Annotated in this window: 19 protein-coding genes and 1 riboswitch; of the genes, 1 reads left to right on the forward strand and 18 read right to left on the reverse strand. The window is 48.0% G+C overall.

What is annotated here, in order from left to right:
• Positions 1-22: 22 nt before the first annotated feature.
• The 17 genes from H9L42_RS08410 to lysA all read right to left on the reverse strand — a co-directional run bounded on the left by H9L42_RS08410 (position 23) and on the right by lysA (position 14754).
• A complete protein-coding gene (locus H9L42_RS08410; protein ID WP_187302952.1) occupies positions 23-1516 on the reverse strand; it encodes an ATP-binding protein in 1494 nt (497 codons plus the stop codon).
• Positions 1517-1619: 103 nt separating this feature from the next.
• Entirely contained in the window at positions 1620-2831 is a 1212-nt protein-coding gene (locus tag H9L42_RS08415) for a multidrug effflux MFS transporter (protein ID WP_243235719.1), read from the reverse strand.
• A gap of 175 nt (positions 2832-3006) precedes the next feature.
• A complete protein-coding gene (locus H9L42_RS08420) occupies positions 3007-3606 on the reverse strand; it encodes a hypothetical protein (RefSeq protein ID WP_187302953.1) in 600 nt (199 codons plus the stop codon).
• A complete protein-coding gene (locus tag H9L42_RS08425) occupies positions 3603-4238 on the reverse strand; it encodes an ATP-binding protein (protein WP_346726300.1) in 636 nt (211 codons plus the stop codon). The genes H9L42_RS08420 and H9L42_RS08425 overlap by 4 nt, the downstream gene beginning before the upstream one ends.
• Before the next feature lie 5 nt (positions 4239-4243).
• Positions 4244-4531, reverse strand: a complete 288-nt coding sequence (locus H9L42_RS17275; protein ID WP_346726301.1) for an AlbA family DNA-binding domain-containing protein — start codon at positions 4529-4531, stop codon at positions 4244-4246.
• Between the two features lie 140 nt (positions 4532-4671).
• Positions 4672-5352 (reverse strand): DUF4405 domain-containing protein, encoded by a 681-nt coding sequence (locus tag H9L42_RS08430; protein WP_465270656.1) that lies wholly within the window; start codon positions 5350-5352, stop codon positions 4672-4674.
• Positions 5353-5385: 33 nt separating this feature from the next.
• On the reverse strand, positions 5386-6075 hold the full coding sequence (locus H9L42_RS08435; protein ID WP_187302955.1) for a flavodoxin: 690 nt from the start codon (positions 6073-6075) through the stop codon (positions 5386-5388).
• Positions 6076-6112: 37 nt separating this feature from the next.
• Positions 6113-6979 (reverse strand): aldo/keto reductase, encoded by an 867-nt coding sequence (locus H9L42_RS08440; RefSeq protein WP_283243230.1) that lies wholly within the window; start codon positions 6977-6979, stop codon positions 6113-6115.
• Between the two features lie 17 nt (positions 6980-6996).
• A complete protein-coding gene (locus H9L42_RS08445; protein WP_187302956.1) occupies positions 6997-7704 on the reverse strand; it encodes a flavodoxin in 708 nt (235 codons plus the stop codon).
• 155 nt (positions 7705-7859) lie between these two features.
• A complete protein-coding gene (locus H9L42_RS08450) occupies positions 7860-8696 on the reverse strand; it encodes a flavodoxin (protein WP_187302957.1) in 837 nt (278 codons plus the stop codon).
• 170 nt (positions 8697-8866) lie between these two features.
• On the reverse strand, positions 8867-8962 hold the full coding sequence (locus tag H9L42_RS08455; RefSeq protein ID WP_465270657.1) for a LysR family transcriptional regulator: 96 nt from the start codon (positions 8960-8962) through the stop codon (positions 8867-8869).
• Positions 8963-8967: 5 nt separating this feature from the next.
• A complete protein-coding gene (gene dapD, locus H9L42_RS08460; protein WP_187302958.1) occupies positions 8968-9666 on the reverse strand; it encodes a 2,3,4,5-tetrahydropyridine-2,6-dicarboxylate N-acetyltransferase in 699 nt (232 codons plus the stop codon).
• A 35-nt stretch (positions 9667-9701) separates the two neighbouring features.
• On the reverse strand, positions 9702-10421 hold the full coding sequence (gene dapB / locus H9L42_RS08465) for a 4-hydroxy-tetrahydrodipicolinate reductase (RefSeq protein WP_187302959.1): 720 nt from the start codon (positions 10419-10421) through the stop codon (positions 9702-9704).
• An 81-nt stretch (positions 10422-10502) separates the two neighbouring features.
• Positions 10503-11378 carry a 4-hydroxy-tetrahydrodipicolinate synthase gene (gene dapA, locus H9L42_RS08470; RefSeq protein ID WP_187302960.1) on the reverse strand — a complete coding sequence of 292 codons (876 nt, stop codon included), beginning with the start codon at positions 11376-11378 and terminating at the stop codon, positions 10503-10505.
• Positions 11379-11397: 19 nt separating this feature from the next.
• On the reverse strand, positions 11398-12216 hold the full coding sequence (dapF, locus tag H9L42_RS08475) for a diaminopimelate epimerase (protein WP_187302961.1): 819 nt from the start codon (positions 12214-12216) through the stop codon (positions 11398-11400).
• Positions 12217-12245: 29 nt separating this feature from the next.
• Positions 12246-13457, reverse strand: coding sequence for an aspartate kinase (locus tag H9L42_RS08480; RefSeq protein WP_243235721.1), 1212 nt, complete (start codon positions 13455-13457; stop codon positions 12246-12248).
• A 13-nt stretch (positions 13458-13470) separates the two neighbouring features.
• Complete coding sequence (gene lysA / locus H9L42_RS08485; RefSeq protein WP_187302962.1) at positions 13471-14754, reverse strand: diaminopimelate decarboxylase; 1284 nt, start codon at positions 14752-14754, stop codon at positions 13471-13473.
• Between the two features lie 194 nt (positions 14755-14948).
• Positions 14949-15124: riboswitch (Lysine riboswitch) on the reverse strand.
• Between the two features lie 552 nt (positions 15125-15676).
• Here lysA and H9L42_RS08490 point away from each other — a divergent pair.
• A complete protein-coding gene (locus tag H9L42_RS08490; protein WP_187302963.1) occupies positions 15677-16798 on the forward strand; it encodes a M20 metallopeptidase family protein in 1122 nt (373 codons plus the stop codon).
• Positions 16799-16814: 16 nt separating this feature from the next.
• On the opposite strand, the gene ybaK is transcribed toward H9L42_RS08490, so the two are convergent.
• Positions 16815-17300 (reverse strand): Cys-tRNA(Pro) deacylase, encoded by a 486-nt coding sequence (ybaK, locus tag H9L42_RS08495; RefSeq protein ID WP_187302964.1) that lies wholly within the window; start codon positions 17298-17300, stop codon positions 16815-16817.
• Positions 17301-17302 lie beyond the last annotated feature (2 nt).

The raw sequence follows: 17302 nt of genomic DNA on the forward strand, positions 1-17302 counted from the left end.
CGGGTCAAGCCCCCTGGTTCGTCTACGACTCAGGCTTTTTAAGCCTGTATTCCCTGTTCGTATTTGTCCCTATAATTTCAATATTCCCCATCTCTGCCAGAATCGCTCTTGTCCGCGCAGGGCTCAGCCCTATATAGGCAGCAATATCCTTTGTCTTTGATGCTCCGTTTTCTCCAAGATATTCTTGTATCTTTTCGATATGAGCGCCTGTTTTTCTTCGCTTGTTTTCTTCGCTTGTTTTCTTCGCTTGTTTTCTTCGCTTGTTTTCTTCGCTTGTTTTCTTCACAAATTCAAGCTCTAAGATTGTCCGATCCGGATCAAATCGTTCTTCAATGACAGGTTTTTCCCAGCCTTCATCTTCCCAGGTGTTAAGGATAAGCGGCACACCGCTTCCGGATCGTTCTCCAATATTAATCAGATTAAACATCTTCATAAGCGATTTATTTCTGGGGTCTGATTCCCCTCCCTTCAACATTTGCGCCTTTCCGGTTCTGATGTAGCCTGGATTTTCAAGTATAAGCTTATCCGGTTCATTTTTGATCACAATACCCCGTGTTCCATAATAATCAGCATTAATCAGACAATTTGCCAAGGCTTCGCGAAGCGCTTTATGAACTGGTGTATCATCAATTCTATTGCCTCCGTCCATGGCAAAAGGTATTTTCACATTTTTGATAATTTTATTATATACACGAAAATAAAAATCACAAAGGTTTCCCGACCATTCCCCGGAACTCGATTGCAGTCGATCTGTCCAACGTATTAACGGATCCAGCATTTCACGGTAATCCAGAAAATACTCAGGGAAATGGCGAACAATGTTGTACTCTTCTCCGAACATCAGCATACCAGCGGCTGTGGGATGTAGCTGTTTATCCTCACGTGAGACTGCTGCAGCGCCTATGCTTCGTAAATATTCCGCATCGTTCAGTCTTTCAAACGGATGCCCGGATTTCAGCGTTCTATGACGATTCCTGTACCCCTGAATGGTTTCATAATTCAGTTCTTCCAATAGGGTATCGTCCAGTACTTCCATATCCATCGTATTCTCGCCCTGATCACGGAGCATTGTCTTTACCTGCAGACGCGTGCAGCGATAATCCCCTTCATGATTTCTCCTGTAAGTGCCTCCAAATAAATCATCGTTAATATATACCGGCTTTTCCTCTCTTTTCGCTGCAGGCACATAAATAACGAGAACCAGATCTCCATTTACCATGTATGTTTCAATATCATCCTCTTTTAAAAGATTGATATTTACTTTTTTACGGTTATTAACAGTATCCCACAGCTGCTTTAACAATTTTTCCTTATCTTTCGCACTCAGTCCTGTAGTATGCCAGGCACCGTCCTGATTTTCCCTGACTCCGAGAATAATCACTCCACCATAACAATTAGCGAAAGAAGAATACGTTTCCCACAGTGAATTCGGCAATCCACCTTTCGCCTTTTTGACTTCACGTCGGTTGTCTTCTCTATAGGAATCAAACTTTGCTATATCAAACAAATCTGACAATTTGTATTCCCCCTTCTATACACCTTTTTATTTTATAGTATCACAGTTTTCCGAGGAAAGATACAAAAACTCAGGCACTCTTATCGTGTTTACTTTTACCACATTATCCGTTCAGTCCTTTTACCGCCATGCTGCTTTTATGAATCAGCACCCACATTCCCAGGGAAATCACCGAAAATCCAATGAGAAGAATTCCCAGTCCGCTGATGTAGCTTCCCCAGTTCAGAGTTCCAAGGAGCATGCCGACACTGCCCAGTACCGTATGCGTAAAATTAATCAGAGAAGAAGCTGAGCCCGTATCCTGCTCCTGCTGGTTTAAAAGGATTGCTGTGCTGAAAGGACGTACCGCGCTTTCCACAATGGTAAATGGAAGGAAGCAAAGCAAAAACGCGATCGGCGCCATCCAGCCGAATCCCAGCAGCAGTCCTCCGCAGATGAGAGCGATTATTACACATGCGCTCATCATTACATTCGGATTGATTTTTTTGCTCACTTTAATGTAACAGATCGGTCCGAGAATCGCTGCCGCTGAATTTACCGCGAAGTAATAGCTGTAAGTTGTTTCTGACAGCGAAAAGTAGTTAATATAGATATAAGAACAAACCGATACGTATGCCATATATGGAGCGGACAGCATTGCCGCTGACAGCAGAAATGTAGTAAATCCCTTATTTTTTCCGACCTCCAGCAGCCGCCCCAATGTTCCGATAATGCGGCCTGTAAATCGTTCCTCTCCCGGCAGGGTTTCCTGAAGGGCAAGAACCGCCAGGAAGCACAGCGCCCCCAGAACTGCCAGAATCCAGAATGTTGTTCTCCAGCCGGACAGGGTAACTACCCACGCGCCGAGAACCGGCGCTACCATCGGCGCGATTACGGACATTGCCTGAACGACCGCGAGAATCGTATTCCTTTGTTTTTCCTCAAAACAATCCTTGATCATGGCGGTGGACACAGCCATCATACAGCCGGCTCCCAGTGACTGTACAATCCGGGCTCCAATCAGAACACCTATACTCGGAGCCAGCGCGCAGGCAGCGCTGAACGCTGCGTAAACCAGGGTTCCGCCCAGCAGCAGCGGCTTCCGTCCGTATTTGTCACTCAGCGGACCAAACAGCAAAATCCCCACTGCCATAAAAAAGAAAAAGCCTACCAGGGTCAGATTAACGGTAGATTCGTTGGTACTGAAGATTTTCGCCATCTGTGGCACTGCCGGCAAATACATGTCCAGGGACAGCGGCACAATCATGTTCATAAACGCAATCAGCAAAATCGTCCCCTTGACTTTCAAATACTTTTGCTCACATCTCGCATTCAAAATAACACCTCCCTAAAATCAAAAAAGCCGGACAAGGAAACAGGCATTTCAGCCTGCGCCTTATCCAGCTTACCATTTCACGAATGATTCACCCTCCGCGCTACTACTTATTATACGAGTTGGATTTTGTTTGTCAAGTCCGATTTCGGACATTTTTTATCCTTTTACTTGTTCCTTATTTTTCTCCATACAGGATCAGACCGCCCCTGCGCGAATACCCGGTATCCCACAGACCATTCAGGCTGATCCAGTTCCAGCTTCCGTATGTAACCGCCTTCACCTTACAGTCTTTTTCCGCAGTTTCATATCCCGTCAGCAGGAACCAGTGCCACTCATAAAATTTAAACGACGGATTCGTGTGATTTAAAGTCAGACAGGGTACCGGAAATCCCCGATCGATCTGTTTTACGACTTCTTTGCCTGCCAGCTCAGCGCTTTCCTCTCCGGAAAACGGCTTCATTCCAATGGAATCGCAGCCGGCATCTTCCAGAAACGCTCCGTAACCATCTATGTAAATATCCAGCGAATCAATGCCTGACCATCTCGGTTTTAAGTAAGGCTTCATCCGCATACCAAAGCGGGTATATTCTTTTTTCGAAATCCGGCCCTGATGAAACGGATACAGACGCGTTCCCCTGTAACGATCAAAATAAATGCTGCTGTCACATGCAGTAACGGCCGCGCATCCGCCAAGCCTCATCATAGGATCGGCAAACCAGTCCTGGTTTCCGCCGTAAGCTCTTCCAACTCGGAAAAAGTCCAATTCTTTTTTCATTTTTCAACCCATTCTCCTGATCGGCGTCCGCCAACACGTTCAATCATACCTTTCTCCTGCATAGATTTCATAAGCCGTTTTACCTTCCTTTCGGAACAATCAATTTCCAATGCAATCTGAGATTGTGTCACTTTAGAATTTTTTCTTATTGCTGACAATATATTTTCTTCCAAAGTGCCACTCAAAGTGCCATCCAAAGTGCCATCCAAAGTGACAGTCTGTTTTTTCTCCTTTCGAGAGTCCATCAAAGGCGTAAACTTTATCATAATGTCTTCCATGTGAAGAGTGTATTCCGGCAATCGTACACCATGTTCTTTACACGCTTCACATATCTTCTCGATTCCCCGGCCCCATGTCTCCACATATCCTGCCCGAAAAAATCCATTGGCAACATTCGGATTATATGGCTGTGAGCGATGGCGCTCCATCAAAGTCTCCACAGTCCACCCAACTGGAAATACACAGTCATTACTGATATAGACCGCATCTTCATGAATCCGAATCTGTATCGGAACCAGCGCGGCATAGTTACAATGAATAATCGCATTATAAACAGCTTCCCTGACAGCTGCTTTTGGAAGGGGATAGGTTTCAATCCTCGTAACATTATCATAGGATATGATTGCTTTCATATACTTCAAACTTTATAGTTTACTGGATAACTGCTGGGACTGATGCAAATCTCAATATATTCCTTCCCATCTTGTGTCAGTAAATTCACATCAGCAATGATTCCCAGAATGTCCCGAATTTTGTTCGGAATATCTTCAAGCATTTTTCGACTATCTGAGATGCCGCTCACAAATCCCTTATCATTAATTCCAATATAAATCCTTCCTCCCTGTGCGTTGGCAAAGCCACAAATCCATTTCAAGTACTCATCATGCCAGGACGCTTTCCATTCTATATTCTGATTTTCTGCCATGTCCGCCCCCTCTAATCATCCACTGTGCCTTGCATACCTATCCATATATGGAAATTTATCCCTTTTTCGTTTTATTATATCGCACAAGCAAGCGATTTTCTACCCTTATTTTTACATTTTTTTAATTTTATGTAACATAATTATTTTCTCTGCCCAAGTCTCCGCAGCAGCTTTTCCCCATAGTAAGCCAGACATACAAAGAGTCCCATCATAGCCGCATATTCCGAAAGGAACAGCAGCAGCGGCTGGCTCATATCAAAAAACACAAACTCCGTTTTCAAAAATAGATACGACGCCAAATCATGTTTCACGAAGGCAAAGATTCCATATGCACTGATAGCTGCCGCCGCCAGACGCAGAAGGAAAATCCCCGCTCGGGAAGTCTTTTTTTCTCCGCGCATTTTCCTTGCCATGCCCAGAATCATACTCCAGTGCAGTCCAAGATGAATGCTCATCAGAAGAAATCCCCAGTAAGAAGCCAGCATATGCAGCGTCCTCGCAAAGGAAATGCTCCCTTCAATGGAAAGGAATGAAAAAACATATCTGGACATCATAATTCCGCTCAGCATCAGTCCGATCATAGCCGCCAGCATCAGAACGCCGACAACGGTCTGCGCAATGCGCAGACCGCTATATCTTCCCTTTATCAGATTTCTATGCCATTTTCCGTTCAGTACATGGTGAAGGATAAACAGAACAAACATACTGGTTCCAATCCATTCATGGGCAGCCTCCCCAATCATCATGTACGCCATCTGGCAAAGCAGCAGTACTGTCATTACCAGATCCACAACCAGCTTGACTTTTGTTTTCCCCGTCAAAATCATTTCCCCCTTTCAAAGGTAATTTATAAATTAATACCCCAGTTCCTGCAGCCAGCTTTCGACCTCATCTCTGGATGAGGATGCGTCTTCCTCGTAAACATCGAATACATTATCGGACAGATCCGCATCTGGAATCACCTCTGTAATATCTTCCACACTGTTGGCAAGTCCTCCGGTTCCATGGGAGCAGAACAGATAAACCTGTTTGCCGGAAAAATCCTGTTCTTCCAGGGAAGAAATCAGCGCCATGGGGCAGCTGTACCACCAGTTAGGGTAACCTAGAAATATCACATCGTAGTCATCCATATTCTCTACGGTTTCCACCAGTTTCGGCCTGGTTCCCTCCGCCTTTTCCTGGTTAGCGCGGTCAAGACATTCGTCCCAGTCGCTGGAATAAGGCTCTGTTACGCGGATGGAGAAGGAGTCCCCTCCGGTCCGTTCCTGAATCCAGGAAGCCAGCTGCGCCACATGTCCGGGAGCGTGTACGCTGGGAGAAGCCATTTCATCTACGCCCTCCGGGTTTTCCGTGTTATCCGCCCAGGTAAAATATGCAACCAGCACTCTGGAAGCTTCCGCGCGGGAAGGCTTAGCGCTTTCCGATGTCTGCACGCTTTCCTGTGAAGCCTCTGCCTGTCCGGATTCCGTATCCGCGCTTCCTCCACACGCCACAGAAAAGATAAGTATAGAGCATATCAGTAACAATAACATTGCTTTTTTCATAATCAGCGATTCTCCTTTACTTTAAATGATTCCGCGGTCACAGGCTGGTCAGCACCGGATTGTTCAGATAATCGTACACCCTCCGGATCTCGCTGATCTTTCGTGTGTCCAGCATCGAAGGGACTCCCTTATCAAGCGCCGCGATCTGATCCATATCTTCATTGCCCAGTGAAAAGTTCCAGATATCCAGGTTTTCTTCCATACGATCCTTATGGACGGATTTGGGGATCACGATCACTCCCTGCTGCACGTTCCAGCGAAGGATCACCTGCGCCGGAGTTTTTTTATGCTTTTCCGCGATTCTTTTCAATGCCGGCTCCGCAAACATTCCTTTCAGCCCCTCCGCGAAAGGAGCCCATGCCTGGGGCTGTATTCCAAGCTCCCTCATCAGGTGAAGATCCTCTTCTCGCTGGTAATGGGGATGCCTCTCAATTTGATTGATCTGCGGCAGAATGCTGACATTACAGCACAGATCCAGCAGCCGATCCGGCAAAAAATTACACACCCCGATAGCCCGGATCTTTCCATCACGATACAATTCTTCCAGCGCCCGCCAGGATCCGTAATAATCACCGAATGGCATATGAATCAGATAAAGATCCAGATAATCAAGGCCCAGGTTGTTCAGAGATTCCGCAAAAGCGGCTTTTGTTTTCTCATATCCCATCTGCTGGATATACGCTTTTGTCGTGATGAACAGTTCTTCCCGCGGAATACCGCAGGCATGCAGAGCCTTTCCGACTGCTTTTTCATTCTGATAGGAACTGGCTGTATCAATCAGCCGATAGCCGGATCGCAGCGCGGTTCTCACCGCTTGCTCACAGCTTTCCTCCGGTATTTGGAAAACTCCGAATCCTTCCATGGGCATATCCACGCCATTGTTCAGTTTGACCGTCTTTATCAATGAACCAGACCTCCTCTCTATTCCATATATCCCAATTCCTGCAGCCAGCTTTCCACGTCGTTCCGCGCGTCCTGCACGCTGCTGGCGCCAATGGAAAGCCCTTCCTGAACCTCCGCGTCCGGCTCCAGGGTTTCGATTTCACTGACAGTCCCGGAAAATCCGCTACCGCCGGATGTCACAAAAGGCACGATGGTTTTTCCTGAGAGATCATACTCCTCCAGGAAACTGTAAACCGCCATCGGCATGTCTCCCCACCAGTTGGGAAATCCCAGGAAAACCGTATCATATTGATCCAGATTTTCAATCTGACCGGTTAAGCGGGGTCTGGCGTTTTCCGCCTGTTCCTCCTGACCCTGGTCTACCGTATCCTCGTAATTGTCCGGATAAGACTCTTCTGTCCGGATGGAAAACAGGTCCGCGCCGATCGCGTCCTGAATCATACGCGCCACCATTCCGGTATTTCCGGTCCGTTCTCCGTCTGCCACCTGGATGCTGGCGCTGGCCGAGGCGTCTACACCATCGGGAAGCTCCGCGTTCTCAGCGTAAGTGAAGTAAGCGATCAGGGCGTTGGAATTTTCCCCTTGCGAAGCTTCTGTCTCTGCTGATGCCTGCGCCGCTTCTCCGGAAGTTCCTGTCTGCGCGTTTTGAGACGTTTCTGTTTCCCCACACGCAGCAGCGAATACAAGCATGAAACATATCAGTAAAAATACCATTCCTTTTTTCATAACGGAAATCCCTCCTTTTCCTCCATAAACAGTATCTGTAATAAGCGGCTCCCTCGTTTTGTTCCTAACTATGCAAATTTACTTTTTGGACACACGAATTAATGAATATGCATAATTTTATACACCACCTTCGACCAAACAAAGGATTACGCACCCTATTCTGCCAGCGCAAATGTAAATTCCATATCCTTCGGCAGCTGTTCAAAATTCTCCAACGCCGTATCATAAAGCACGCCTTCCATCTGGGAACCTCCTGCTGTAACAATAAGGTCACGGCTGCCGGTCTGTCCGGAAACTTCCTCCTGCGCAATCCCCAGTTCCCGCAGCCAGCTTTCCACAGTATCGGACGCGCCCAGCACATCGTCCGCTTCAACCGCTAACCCATCCAGGATCCGGGCGTCCGGCGCGGCTTGAGAAATCTCATCATAGCTGCTCCCGGCGCCGTATCCGTCATGGGTACAAAATGGGATCACCGTTTTCCCGGACAGGTCTTCCTCAGCTAGGAAGGAGAAGATTGCCCGTGGCGCAGATGTGGCCCAAATTGGATATCCGAGAAACACCGTATCGTAACGTTCTATATCTAAGTCACTGTCCGCGAGTTCCGGCAGCGCTTCCCTGTCCTGTTCCCTGTGGTTCTGATCCACCACCTGATCGTAATCTGCCGGGTAAGGCTCCGTTGTTCGGATTGAATGGAGGTCTCCGCCACTCTGTTCCTGGATCATTCCTGCCATCAGTTCCGTCGTGCCATAGCGAGTTTCTCCATCTGCCACAACACTGGCCGATGATGTGGTATCCACATTTTCCGGATATTCCGCATTTTCCCACAAGGAAAAATACGCAATTAGAATGTTTTCTCCCTCTACCGCGTCATTTTGCGCGGCCTGCGCCTCTGTGCTGCGCTCTTCCTTCTCCTGTCCGCTGCCTCCGCTCTGGCATCCCGCAAAAGGAAACAGCAACATCAGTATCAGCAAAACGGCAAGTCCTTTTTTCATCAGATCCCCTCCTTCAGTTCTTTACGTACCATCAATCCTTTCTGTCAAATAAAAAATGCAGGCACATTCAGGTAAATTTCTTCCTGTTATGCCTACATTATAATTGGGCCTTTATTTTATGTCTAATGCTTATGTCTCATGAACATTCATTACCAGAAAGCATGAATCCGCTAACCCGGCTGCGTCACATGCAGCAGCTCTGCCGCTTTTGTGATATTCTCTTCTCTGGCAACCGCCAGAAAGTAGCGGAGTATCCGGATATCCATCGTATTTACAGCTGACGCAGAGCGTCTACGATCTCGATCTTTTCCGCCGCCGTATCTTCCGCCGACTTGATCACTCTCGCCGGTACTCCCGCGACTACCGCGCCTGCGGGCACATCCTCAATGACCACTGCTCCCGCGGCGACTACCGCGCCTTTTCCCACACGGCAGCCTTCCAGAACAACGGCGTTAGCGCCGATTACAACATTATCTTCAATGACTACCGGAGTCGCGTTAGGCGGTTCGATGACACCTGCCAGGACGGTTCCCGCGCCGATATGACAGTTTTTTCCCACCGTTGCCCGGCCTCCCAGAACAGCGCCCATATCGATCATCGTTCCATCGCCGATAACCGCGCCGATGTTGATGACCGCTCCCATCATAATCACGGCGTTGTCTCCGATTTCCACCATATCCCGGATGATAGCGCCCGGCTCGATACGGGCGTTGATGTTCTTCATATCCAAAAGGGGAATTGCCGAGTTTCTGCAGCCATTTTCCACAACAAAGTCCTGAATTTTATCCATATTGTCTTTCAGCACTTCTCCTACAACCTTCCAGTCCCCGAACACGATTTTATCCCCGGTTCCGAACACCTGGCATCCCGCACCGGCAAAATCCACCGGTTCTCTTTCCTTTACATAGACTTTTACCGGAGTCTTTTTTTCTGCGTTTCCTATAAATTCAATTAATTCTCTTGCTTCCATCTTTTGTAACTCTCTTCCCTTTCTTTTCCGGCCTGTTATTTGCCGCCAAACAGCACGTCCTCCATATCATACAGCCCCGGCTCCGCGGTCTGCGCAAAACGAGCCGCTTTTACCGCGCCCGCGGCAAAAATCTTTTTCGATCCGGCGGTATGTTTAATTTCCAGAATTTCATCTTCACCTGCGAATATCACATCATGCTCTCCGGCAATCGTACCGCCGCGAATGGCATGAATTCCGATTTCTTTTCCGCGTCTGCGATTCCCTTCTCTTCCATGCACTTCCTCATAATCGCCCCTGCTGTTAATCGCGGAAACCAACATCTTCGCCGTTCCGCTGGGAGCATCCAGCTTTTTATTGTGGTGCTTTTCAATAACCTCCATGTCAAAGCTGTCTTCCAGAATCGGCGCGATCTCAGACAGGATCCGCTTCATCACCGTGATTCCCAGAGAAAAATTCGCCGCGAAAACAACCGGCACCTGCTGGGCCGTATCAGTGATCATCTGCTGCTGCTCCAGAGAAAATCCGGTTGTGGCTATTACTGCCGGACACTTGCGGGCAATGCAGAAGTCCATCAGCATTTCCAGATTTTCCGGATTGCTGAAATCAATAACTACATCCACTGTTTCTTTGATATCGTGAAGTTTTTCACCGTTTCTCGGTTCAATCATTGCCACCAGGGAAATTCCCTCCTGCTCTTCGATGGTCTGAGCCAGAACCTTTCCCATAGCGCCTGCGCCTAAAATGGCTGCCTTCATATACGTCTCCTCTCATTTTTCAGCCTGCCCTCTATACACGCGTATCGAAGCGTTTACAGACGACAGGCCTCCTTTTGTTTGTTATAACAGATTAATATCCTTCATTGTCTGGATCAGTTTTGCTTTTGTATCTTCTTCCATCGGGCACAGCGGCATCCGATATCCGCCGACATCCATGCCCACCAGATTCATGGCTTCCTTGATCGGAATCGGGTTGGTTTCGATAAAGAGGGCGTTGATGAAGTCCAAATAATATTTCTGCATTTCCGCCGCCTTCTTTACATCACCGTTCAGATAGGCCATCGCCATATCATGAGTCTCCTTTGGCAGTATATTCGCCAGAACCGAAATAATTCCCGCGCCGCCCATGGACATCAATGGAATGGAAATATCATCGTTTCCGGAATACATGTTAAAGTCATCATTAATCAGTCTTGAAATCTTGGTAATAAAAGAAATATCCCCGCTGGCTTCTTTAATTCCCACAATATTCTTATGTTTACTGATTTCCGCCAGAGCCTCGTAGGTAAGGGAAACACCGGTTCTTCCCGGAACATTGTACACGTAAATCGGAATGTTTACCGCGTCCGCAACGGTGTAAAAATGATTTACCATACCGGATTTGTTGGTCTTATTATAGTATGGCGTAATAACCAGCAGAGCGTCCGCTCCCATTTTTTCATATTTAATACTCTGTTCCATAGCGATCATCGTATTGTTGGAACCGCTTCCCACGATGATCGGAACTCTTCCGCCCGCAGCTTCAATGGAAATTCTCGCGATCTCATCTTCCTCTGTCACTGTCAGGGCAGGAGTCTCTGCCGTGGTCCCCAGGACCAATATCGCGTCTGTCTGCTGCTGGATATGCCATTCGATCAGTTCACCCAGCTTATCATAATTCACGCTTCCGTCTTCGTGAAATGGTGTAATCAGAGCTACCATAGAGCCTGTTATCATTTTCTTTTTCCTCCTCGTACTATCTGTCCTGAATATAAGTACCTTCCGCGACTTTTACCGCGGGGCCGGTCATAGTCACTTCGCCGTCCGCCAGCTGTTCGATGATAAGCTCACCATAAGGCAGCTGTACGGTAACCTTCCGGTCTGTCTTGCCTTCCCGAATCCCCATCACCACGCTGGCGCAGGCTCCGGTTCCGCAGGCGTATGTAAAGCCTACACCCCGTTCATAGGTTTTAATTTCAAGGGTCGCGGAATCGATTTTCTTTACAAAGTTCACATTGGTTTTCTCGGAAAAAACAGGATGATTGGAAAGCTGACTGGCTGCTGTCTCTGATGGAAATTCCTCCACCCATACAACAGTATGCACGGTTCCCATAAAACAACTGCTGACCGTGAAAGCGCCTTCTGTCGTTTCCAGCCGTTGATTCAGAAAATTTTCCGCTCCGTTCAGAACACCGAAGTCCTGACACCGGAAGCTGGGCTTTCCCATCTGTATTTTTACAAGAAATGGGTCCGTACTGATCCGGTTTACAATCATTTCGCCTGCCAGAGTCTGCACGGGATAAGATTCTGCCGTCTGTATTCCGTTATCGTAGCAGAAGGCCGCGAAGCACCGGATGCCATTGCCGCACATGGGCGCCCGGCTGCCGTCCATATTGTAAAAGACCATTTCCAGCGCAGGCTCTTTCCGGACGACAATAAATCCGTCCGCTCCGATGCCGGTAGCCATACTGCATACGCTGACAGCAAGCCGGCTGTAATCCTGTCCTGCCACATCCGCCTCATCCGCAATAATAAAGTTATTTCCACATCCGTGGTACTTCGCAAATCGGATCATTTGAAAGTCTCCTGTCTCTTCCTCGTTATTTACAGTTCAAAAGCTTCCGCTAAAGCGATGGCCGCCTTGCTCTTCCATTCCATATCTACCGTTACAGAAATGGAAATTTCAGAAGTGGTAATCTGATAGTATTTAATATCGTTTGCCGCCAGCACGTTAAACACTTCGCTGGCTACGCCGGAGTGAGTCGCCATGCCTACGCCTACCAGAGAAATCATCGCCAGATCCTCTTCACAATCCACTGTCACGCCTTTGAAGATTTCTGCCGCGTCAATGCGTTTTTTCAGTTCTCTTCCCTGATCCCGGGTACAGCTGAAAGATACGGAGCAAGTATCTTTTCCCATGCTCTGCTGGGAGATCATATCCACATTTATATCCAGTTCACCTAAAATCTTAAAACATTCCGCAACGGTTCTGCCGTCGTTTTTAATGTTTCTCATGGTAAAAATTGTAACATCCTCCTGGATGCTCATACCTGTAACGGGCATTTCTTCTACTAATAAATTATCGTTATTCATAATATATGTTCCTTTACTTTTATCCCTTTCCAATGCTTTACCTAAAAATAACTCAACACCGTATTTCTTTGCCAGCTCCACACTGCGCGTTTCCAGTTTATCCGATCCCAGATTGGCAAGCTCCATCATTTCTTCATAAGTGATAGAGGAAATTTTCTTCGCCTGCGGATAGATATCCGGATCAACGGTATACAGACCATCGGTTGTGGAATACACTTCGCACGGCCATCCCAGCTGCGCCGCAATCGCTACTGCCGTAATATCCGCTCCGCCCCGTCCCAGGGTCGTCACATCGCCGTCTTCGCTGGCTCCCTGGAAGCCTGCTACCACCGCGACTTTTCCCTGCTTAATAATCTCCTCTACATTCTCTGTATTAAGGGTTTTAATACGCGCGTGGGTATGGTAATCGTTTGTAATGAATCCCGACTGAAGTCCGGTCAAGGAAACTGCCGGCACGCCCAAATCGTTTAGCGCAATCGCCAGAAGCGCGACCGACTGCTGTTCTCCGGTAGCCAGCAGGGCGTCCAGTTCTCTCTTCGGAATATCGCTGCTTACCTCCTGAGCCATTTTAATCAGACGGTCCGTCGTCCTGCCCATGGCACTGGCGACAATTACCAGTCCGTCTCCTTCCTGTCTTGTCTCTGCCACATGCCGGGCGATGGCTTTGATTTTGTCAATCGAATCGACACATCTGCCATTATATTTCTGTACTACATTCATCATTCCTTATCCTTTCCTAAATTGTCAGTTGTTCATCCGCTTCCAGTCTAAGCTGGTCTTCATAGGTTTCCCGCCGCAGTACTCTGCGCGCTTTTCCGTCTTTGACGAACACGACCTCCGGTCTTCCCGCCCGGTTGTAGTTGCTGGCCATGGAATATCCATAAGCGCCTGCCGCGTAGATGACTAGGAGATCACCCTCGCAGACCGAGGAAGGAAGTTTCGCTTCTTTAATCAAAATATCTCCGGATTCGCAATTTTTTCCTGCTACACAGAAGGTTTTATCTTTCGGCTCTCCCATGCGCGTGGCAATGTCACAACTGTATTCTGCCTGATACAGCGCCGGACGGATGTTGTCGCTCATTCCTCCGTCTACAAAGAGAAAATGTTTACTATCCGTATCTTTGGAAAATCCTACCCGGTACAGGGCGTACCCGGCTTCTCCCACAATGGATCTTCCCGGCTCGATCAGAAGCTTTTTCAGCGCAACGCCCTTTTCCGCAATCAGTGTTTCACAGGTGCGCGCCAGTATTTCTGCCATTTCCCCCAGGGGAATCGGTTTATCAACGGCAGTATACTTAATGCCGAATCCACCCCCTATGCTGAGGCAGCCCGCTGTAATACGGTACTGCTCTTTCATCTCTCTGATGAAGTCAATCATAATTTCCAGTGCCTTTTCAAAGCCCTCCGTCTCGGTAATCTGGGAGCCGATATGGCTGTGAAATCCTTTGAAAGTTACATATTCGCTGTTCAGAACCGGTTGAATCAATTCTGCGATTTCCTCTGCTTTTTTGATGGAAATTCCGAATTTGGAATCCGATCCGGAAGTGCGAATGTACTCGTGAGTATGGGCTTCGATTCCCGGGTTGACTCTCAGAAGAACGTCGATGGGACGTTTTAGCTCTGCCGCCAGATTGACAAGCCGCTGGCTTTCCATCCGGTTATCCAGTACAATGGTGCCGCAGCCCGCTTCCAGCGCCATGCGCAGTTCTTCTTCCGATTTGTTATTTCCGTGGAAATATACAGATTTCATATCCACGCCCGCCTGCTGCGCGCAGTACAGTTCTCCGCCGCTTACGACGTCCAGCCCCGCGCCGGCTTCTTTCGCTTTTTCGAAAATCGCCTTACAGGAAAACGCTTTCGCCGCGTAAACCACCTCTGTCTCGAATTTCTCCGATTTGAAATTACTTGTGGCTGCCGCAAACTGTCCTTCAATTTTTGCCTCGTCATAGACTAAAAGCGGTGTTCCTGAGACCTCTGCCAATCTCCGACAGTCGATGCCTCCGATTTCTAAGTTTGCCATGTGTGTTTCTCTCTTTTTCCTTTATCGTGTAAGTATATTTGGGTTTCGTTGATGTGCTTTCCGCAGGGCCCTCTGACTAAAATGAAAAAAGTCAGCGGGCAATCCTCGCTGACTTCGAATAAACAGAATTTCGGGTGGCTGCTACGGCTCCGGATCCGCGTCTTTGCCTTGCCCTCTGAATGTCTTTCATGTCATATAAGGATAGCTCACCTGCTCTGGTATTCCAAAGCAGACAGTCATACAGCTATTAACTGCATGCCCACCGAAGTCCCATGCCTGGCGGCTTCGGTTCGGCGAAGGGTACCTCCAGATCAGGTCTCTGCCTGCCGACTCTCTGATCCTTCTTTTGCTTCGCGCCTCTATCAACTTGAGTTAAGTGTACTAAATCTTTTTCCTTATTGCAAGCCTTTTTTGTTATTTCATACAATTTTTTTGTTATAGCGTGTGGGTATGCGATAAATTTTACTGATTTTTACTTCCCGCGTATACACCTGTCCCCGCGCCGTAACATTTTTCATTTTCACGCATTTGTTACTATTTTTTCAAGGCTCACAGGGATCGAGATCAAAAAAGCTTGGGGAAAAAGGCATTTTGGCCGTTTTCGTTCCCTACAAGCCGGTATTTTTTATCAACAAATTTAAATATCGTTGGTTTGTTTCACAGTAACTTGCGCCCGCAGCGCCCGGTTTGTATCCCACTGCCTTTCAAAGAGCTTTCTGGATACAAAACTTTCCCATTTATAAGGAACTATCTGCTCCAAAATCTACAAATCGAGCGGATTTTCAAAAAATCGGACGCCGAAGTCCACAAATTTTGTATCCACTGGCCGTTTTTCAGCCGCTCAGGATACAAATCACGCTTTCGCTTTTTTGACAAGCCTGTCTGGAAATAGTATGATGGTTAAAAACGAAAGGATTGCAACATGGATTATTTACAGCAGCTGACTCTTCACCGGAGAGAATTACATAAAATACCGGAAGTCAACCGGGAGCTTCCGAAAACAAAGGCTTATTTGCGCTCGGTTCTTGACACGCTGGACTGCGAGATTACGGAAGTGATGGAGTCTGGGCTTTGCGCTTATTTTGACCGGGGTCGGGAAACGACCACCGCTTACCGGGCGGACATGGACGCGCTTCCGGTAACAGAAGCGAATACTCACGATTATATTTCCTGCCATGAAGGAAATATGCATGCCTGTGGCCACGACGCTCACATGGCCATGGTTCTTGCCCTGGCTCAGTATGTGGACACACAAAAAGACCTGCCCTGCAATGTCTTGTGCGTCTTTCAGCCTGCTGAAGAAACAACCGGCGGAGCGAAGGAAATCTGCGAGACCGGAGTTCTGGAGAAATACAACGTCAACCGCATTTTTGGAATTCACATGTGGCCGTTTGCCGAAGCCGGGAGCATCAGCAGCAAGCCGGGCCCGATGATGCCCCGCTCTTCTGAAATCACCATTGAAGTATTCGGACGTTCTTCTCACGCGACGGCGCCGGAAAAGGGGATCGACGCGCTCTACATCGGATGCCGGTATATCGAGCAGGTTTATGAAAAGCACAGGCTTCTTACGCCGCCGAATCCGTCGCCGGAAGAACGGACCATTATTCAGATCTGCAAAATGGAAAGCGGTACAGCCCGCAACGTTATTTCCGGCTACAGCGATCTGCTGGGAACCATGCGCGCGTTTTCAGATACAGACTTCGCGAAGCTGGTGGGGATTTTAGAAGACACGGCTGTCGATCTCTCAAAAAAATATCAGTGCCGGATCGAAGCCCTGCACAGCGAAGGATACCCCCCTGTTGTCAATAACCCTGAACTGTATCAACAGATCCTGCCTTCCCTGCGCCAGGCTCTGAACTATCAGGAAATGGAAACGCCGGCCATGATTTCCGAGGACTATTCCTTCTACGGGCTGCGGGTTCCATCGGTATTCTTCTTTCTTGGAACCGGTACGGGAATCGCTCTTCACAGCAATAATTTTGACTTTGACGAAACTGTGCTGCTCCAGGGACTGGAATTATACAAGACTCTGTTAAAAGCATAGGGCGCGGATCGGCACTCTAGTCGGTCAGATCCGCCAGCGATGCTTCCGCCGCCCGCAAAAGACCGGAAGTCGGAACTTCCATCTGAATTCCGACTTTTCCGGCGCTTACCACAATGGTTTCCAGGTGCTCCGCGCTCTGATCGACCGCGGTTCGGAATTTCTTTTTCATCCCGATTGGGGAGCATCCGCCTTTTATGTACCCGGTCACCTTCGTGAGATCCCGCATCGGGATCATTTCGATTTTCTTCTCGCCAAAATGTCTGGCCGCTTTTTTCAAATCCAACTCCTTACCCACCGGAATGGCGCACACAAAATATTCCCGGCTGGCGCCCTGAAGAACAAGAGTCTTAAAAACCTTCTCTTCGGGTATTCCGGCAGATCTTGCCGCGGATAGTCCATCCACAAACCCGCCGGACACGTCATATTCGTGAATTTCATAGGGAATTCCTTTTGCCTCCATGATTCGCGCCGCATTGGTTTTATGTTTTCGATTCTGAGCCATGC

Source organism: Zhenpiania hominis (genome assembly GCF_014333425.1).
In the GTDB taxonomy this organism is placed as follows: domain Bacteria; phylum Bacillota; class Clostridia; order Peptostreptococcales; family Anaerovoracaceae; genus Hominibacterium; species Hominibacterium hominis.

Bases quoted from the DNA above. Each gene is read 5' to 3' on its own strand.
- dapD (WP_187302958.1), bottom strand. From the start codon at position 9,666: ATGGAAGCAAGAGAATTAATTGAATTTATAGGAAACGCAGAAAAAAAG.
- dapA (WP_187302960.1), bottom strand. From the start codon at position 11,378: ATGATAACAGGCTCTATGGTAGCTCTGATTACACCATTTCACGAAGAC.
- H9L42_RS08455 (WP_465270657.1), bottom strand. From the start codon at position 8,962: ATGGATATCCGGATACTCCGCTACTTTCTGGCGGTTGCCAGAGAAGAG.
- dapF (WP_187302961.1), bottom strand. From the start codon at position 12,216: ATGATCCGATTTGCGAAGTACCACGGATGTGGAAATAACTTTATTATT.
- ybaK (WP_187302964.1), bottom strand. From the start codon at position 17,300: ATGGCTCAGAATCGAAAACATAAAACCAATGCGGCGCGAATCATGGAG.
- H9L42_RS08480 (WP_243235721.1), bottom strand. From the start codon at position 13,457: ATGATGAATGTAGTACAGAAATATAATGGCAGATGTGTCGATTCGATT.
- H9L42_RS17275 (WP_346726301.1), bottom strand. From the start codon at position 4,531: ATGGCAGAAAATCAGAATATAGAATGGAAAGCGTCCTGGCATGATGAG.
- H9L42_RS08450 (WP_187302957.1), bottom strand. From the start codon at position 8,696: ATGAAAAAAGGACTTGCCGTTTTGCTGATACTGATGTTGCTGTTTCCT.
- H9L42_RS08490 (WP_187302963.1), top strand. From the start codon at position 15,677: ATGGATTATTTACAGCAGCTGACTCTTCACCGGAGAGAATTACATAAA.
- dapB (WP_187302959.1), bottom strand. From the start codon at position 10,421: ATGAAGGCAGCCATTTTAGGCGCAGGCGCTATGGGAAAGGTTCTGGCT.
- H9L42_RS08445 (WP_187302956.1), bottom strand. From the start codon at position 7,704: ATGAAAAAAGGAATGGTATTTTTACTGATATGTTTCATGCTTGTATTC.
- H9L42_RS08420 (WP_187302953.1), bottom strand. From the start codon at position 3,606: ATGAAAAAAGAATTGGACTTTTTCCGAGTTGGAAGAGCTTACGGCGGA.
- lysA (WP_187302962.1), bottom strand. From the start codon at position 14,754: ATGGCAAACTTAGAAATCGGAGGCATCGACTGTCGGAGATTGGCAGAG.
- H9L42_RS08435 (WP_187302955.1), bottom strand. From the start codon at position 6,075: ATGAAAAAAGCAATGTTATTGTTACTGATATGCTCTATACTTATCTTT.
- H9L42_RS08425 (WP_346726300.1), bottom strand. From the start codon at position 4,238: ATGAAAGCAATCATATCCTATGATAATGTTACGAGGATTGAAACCTAT.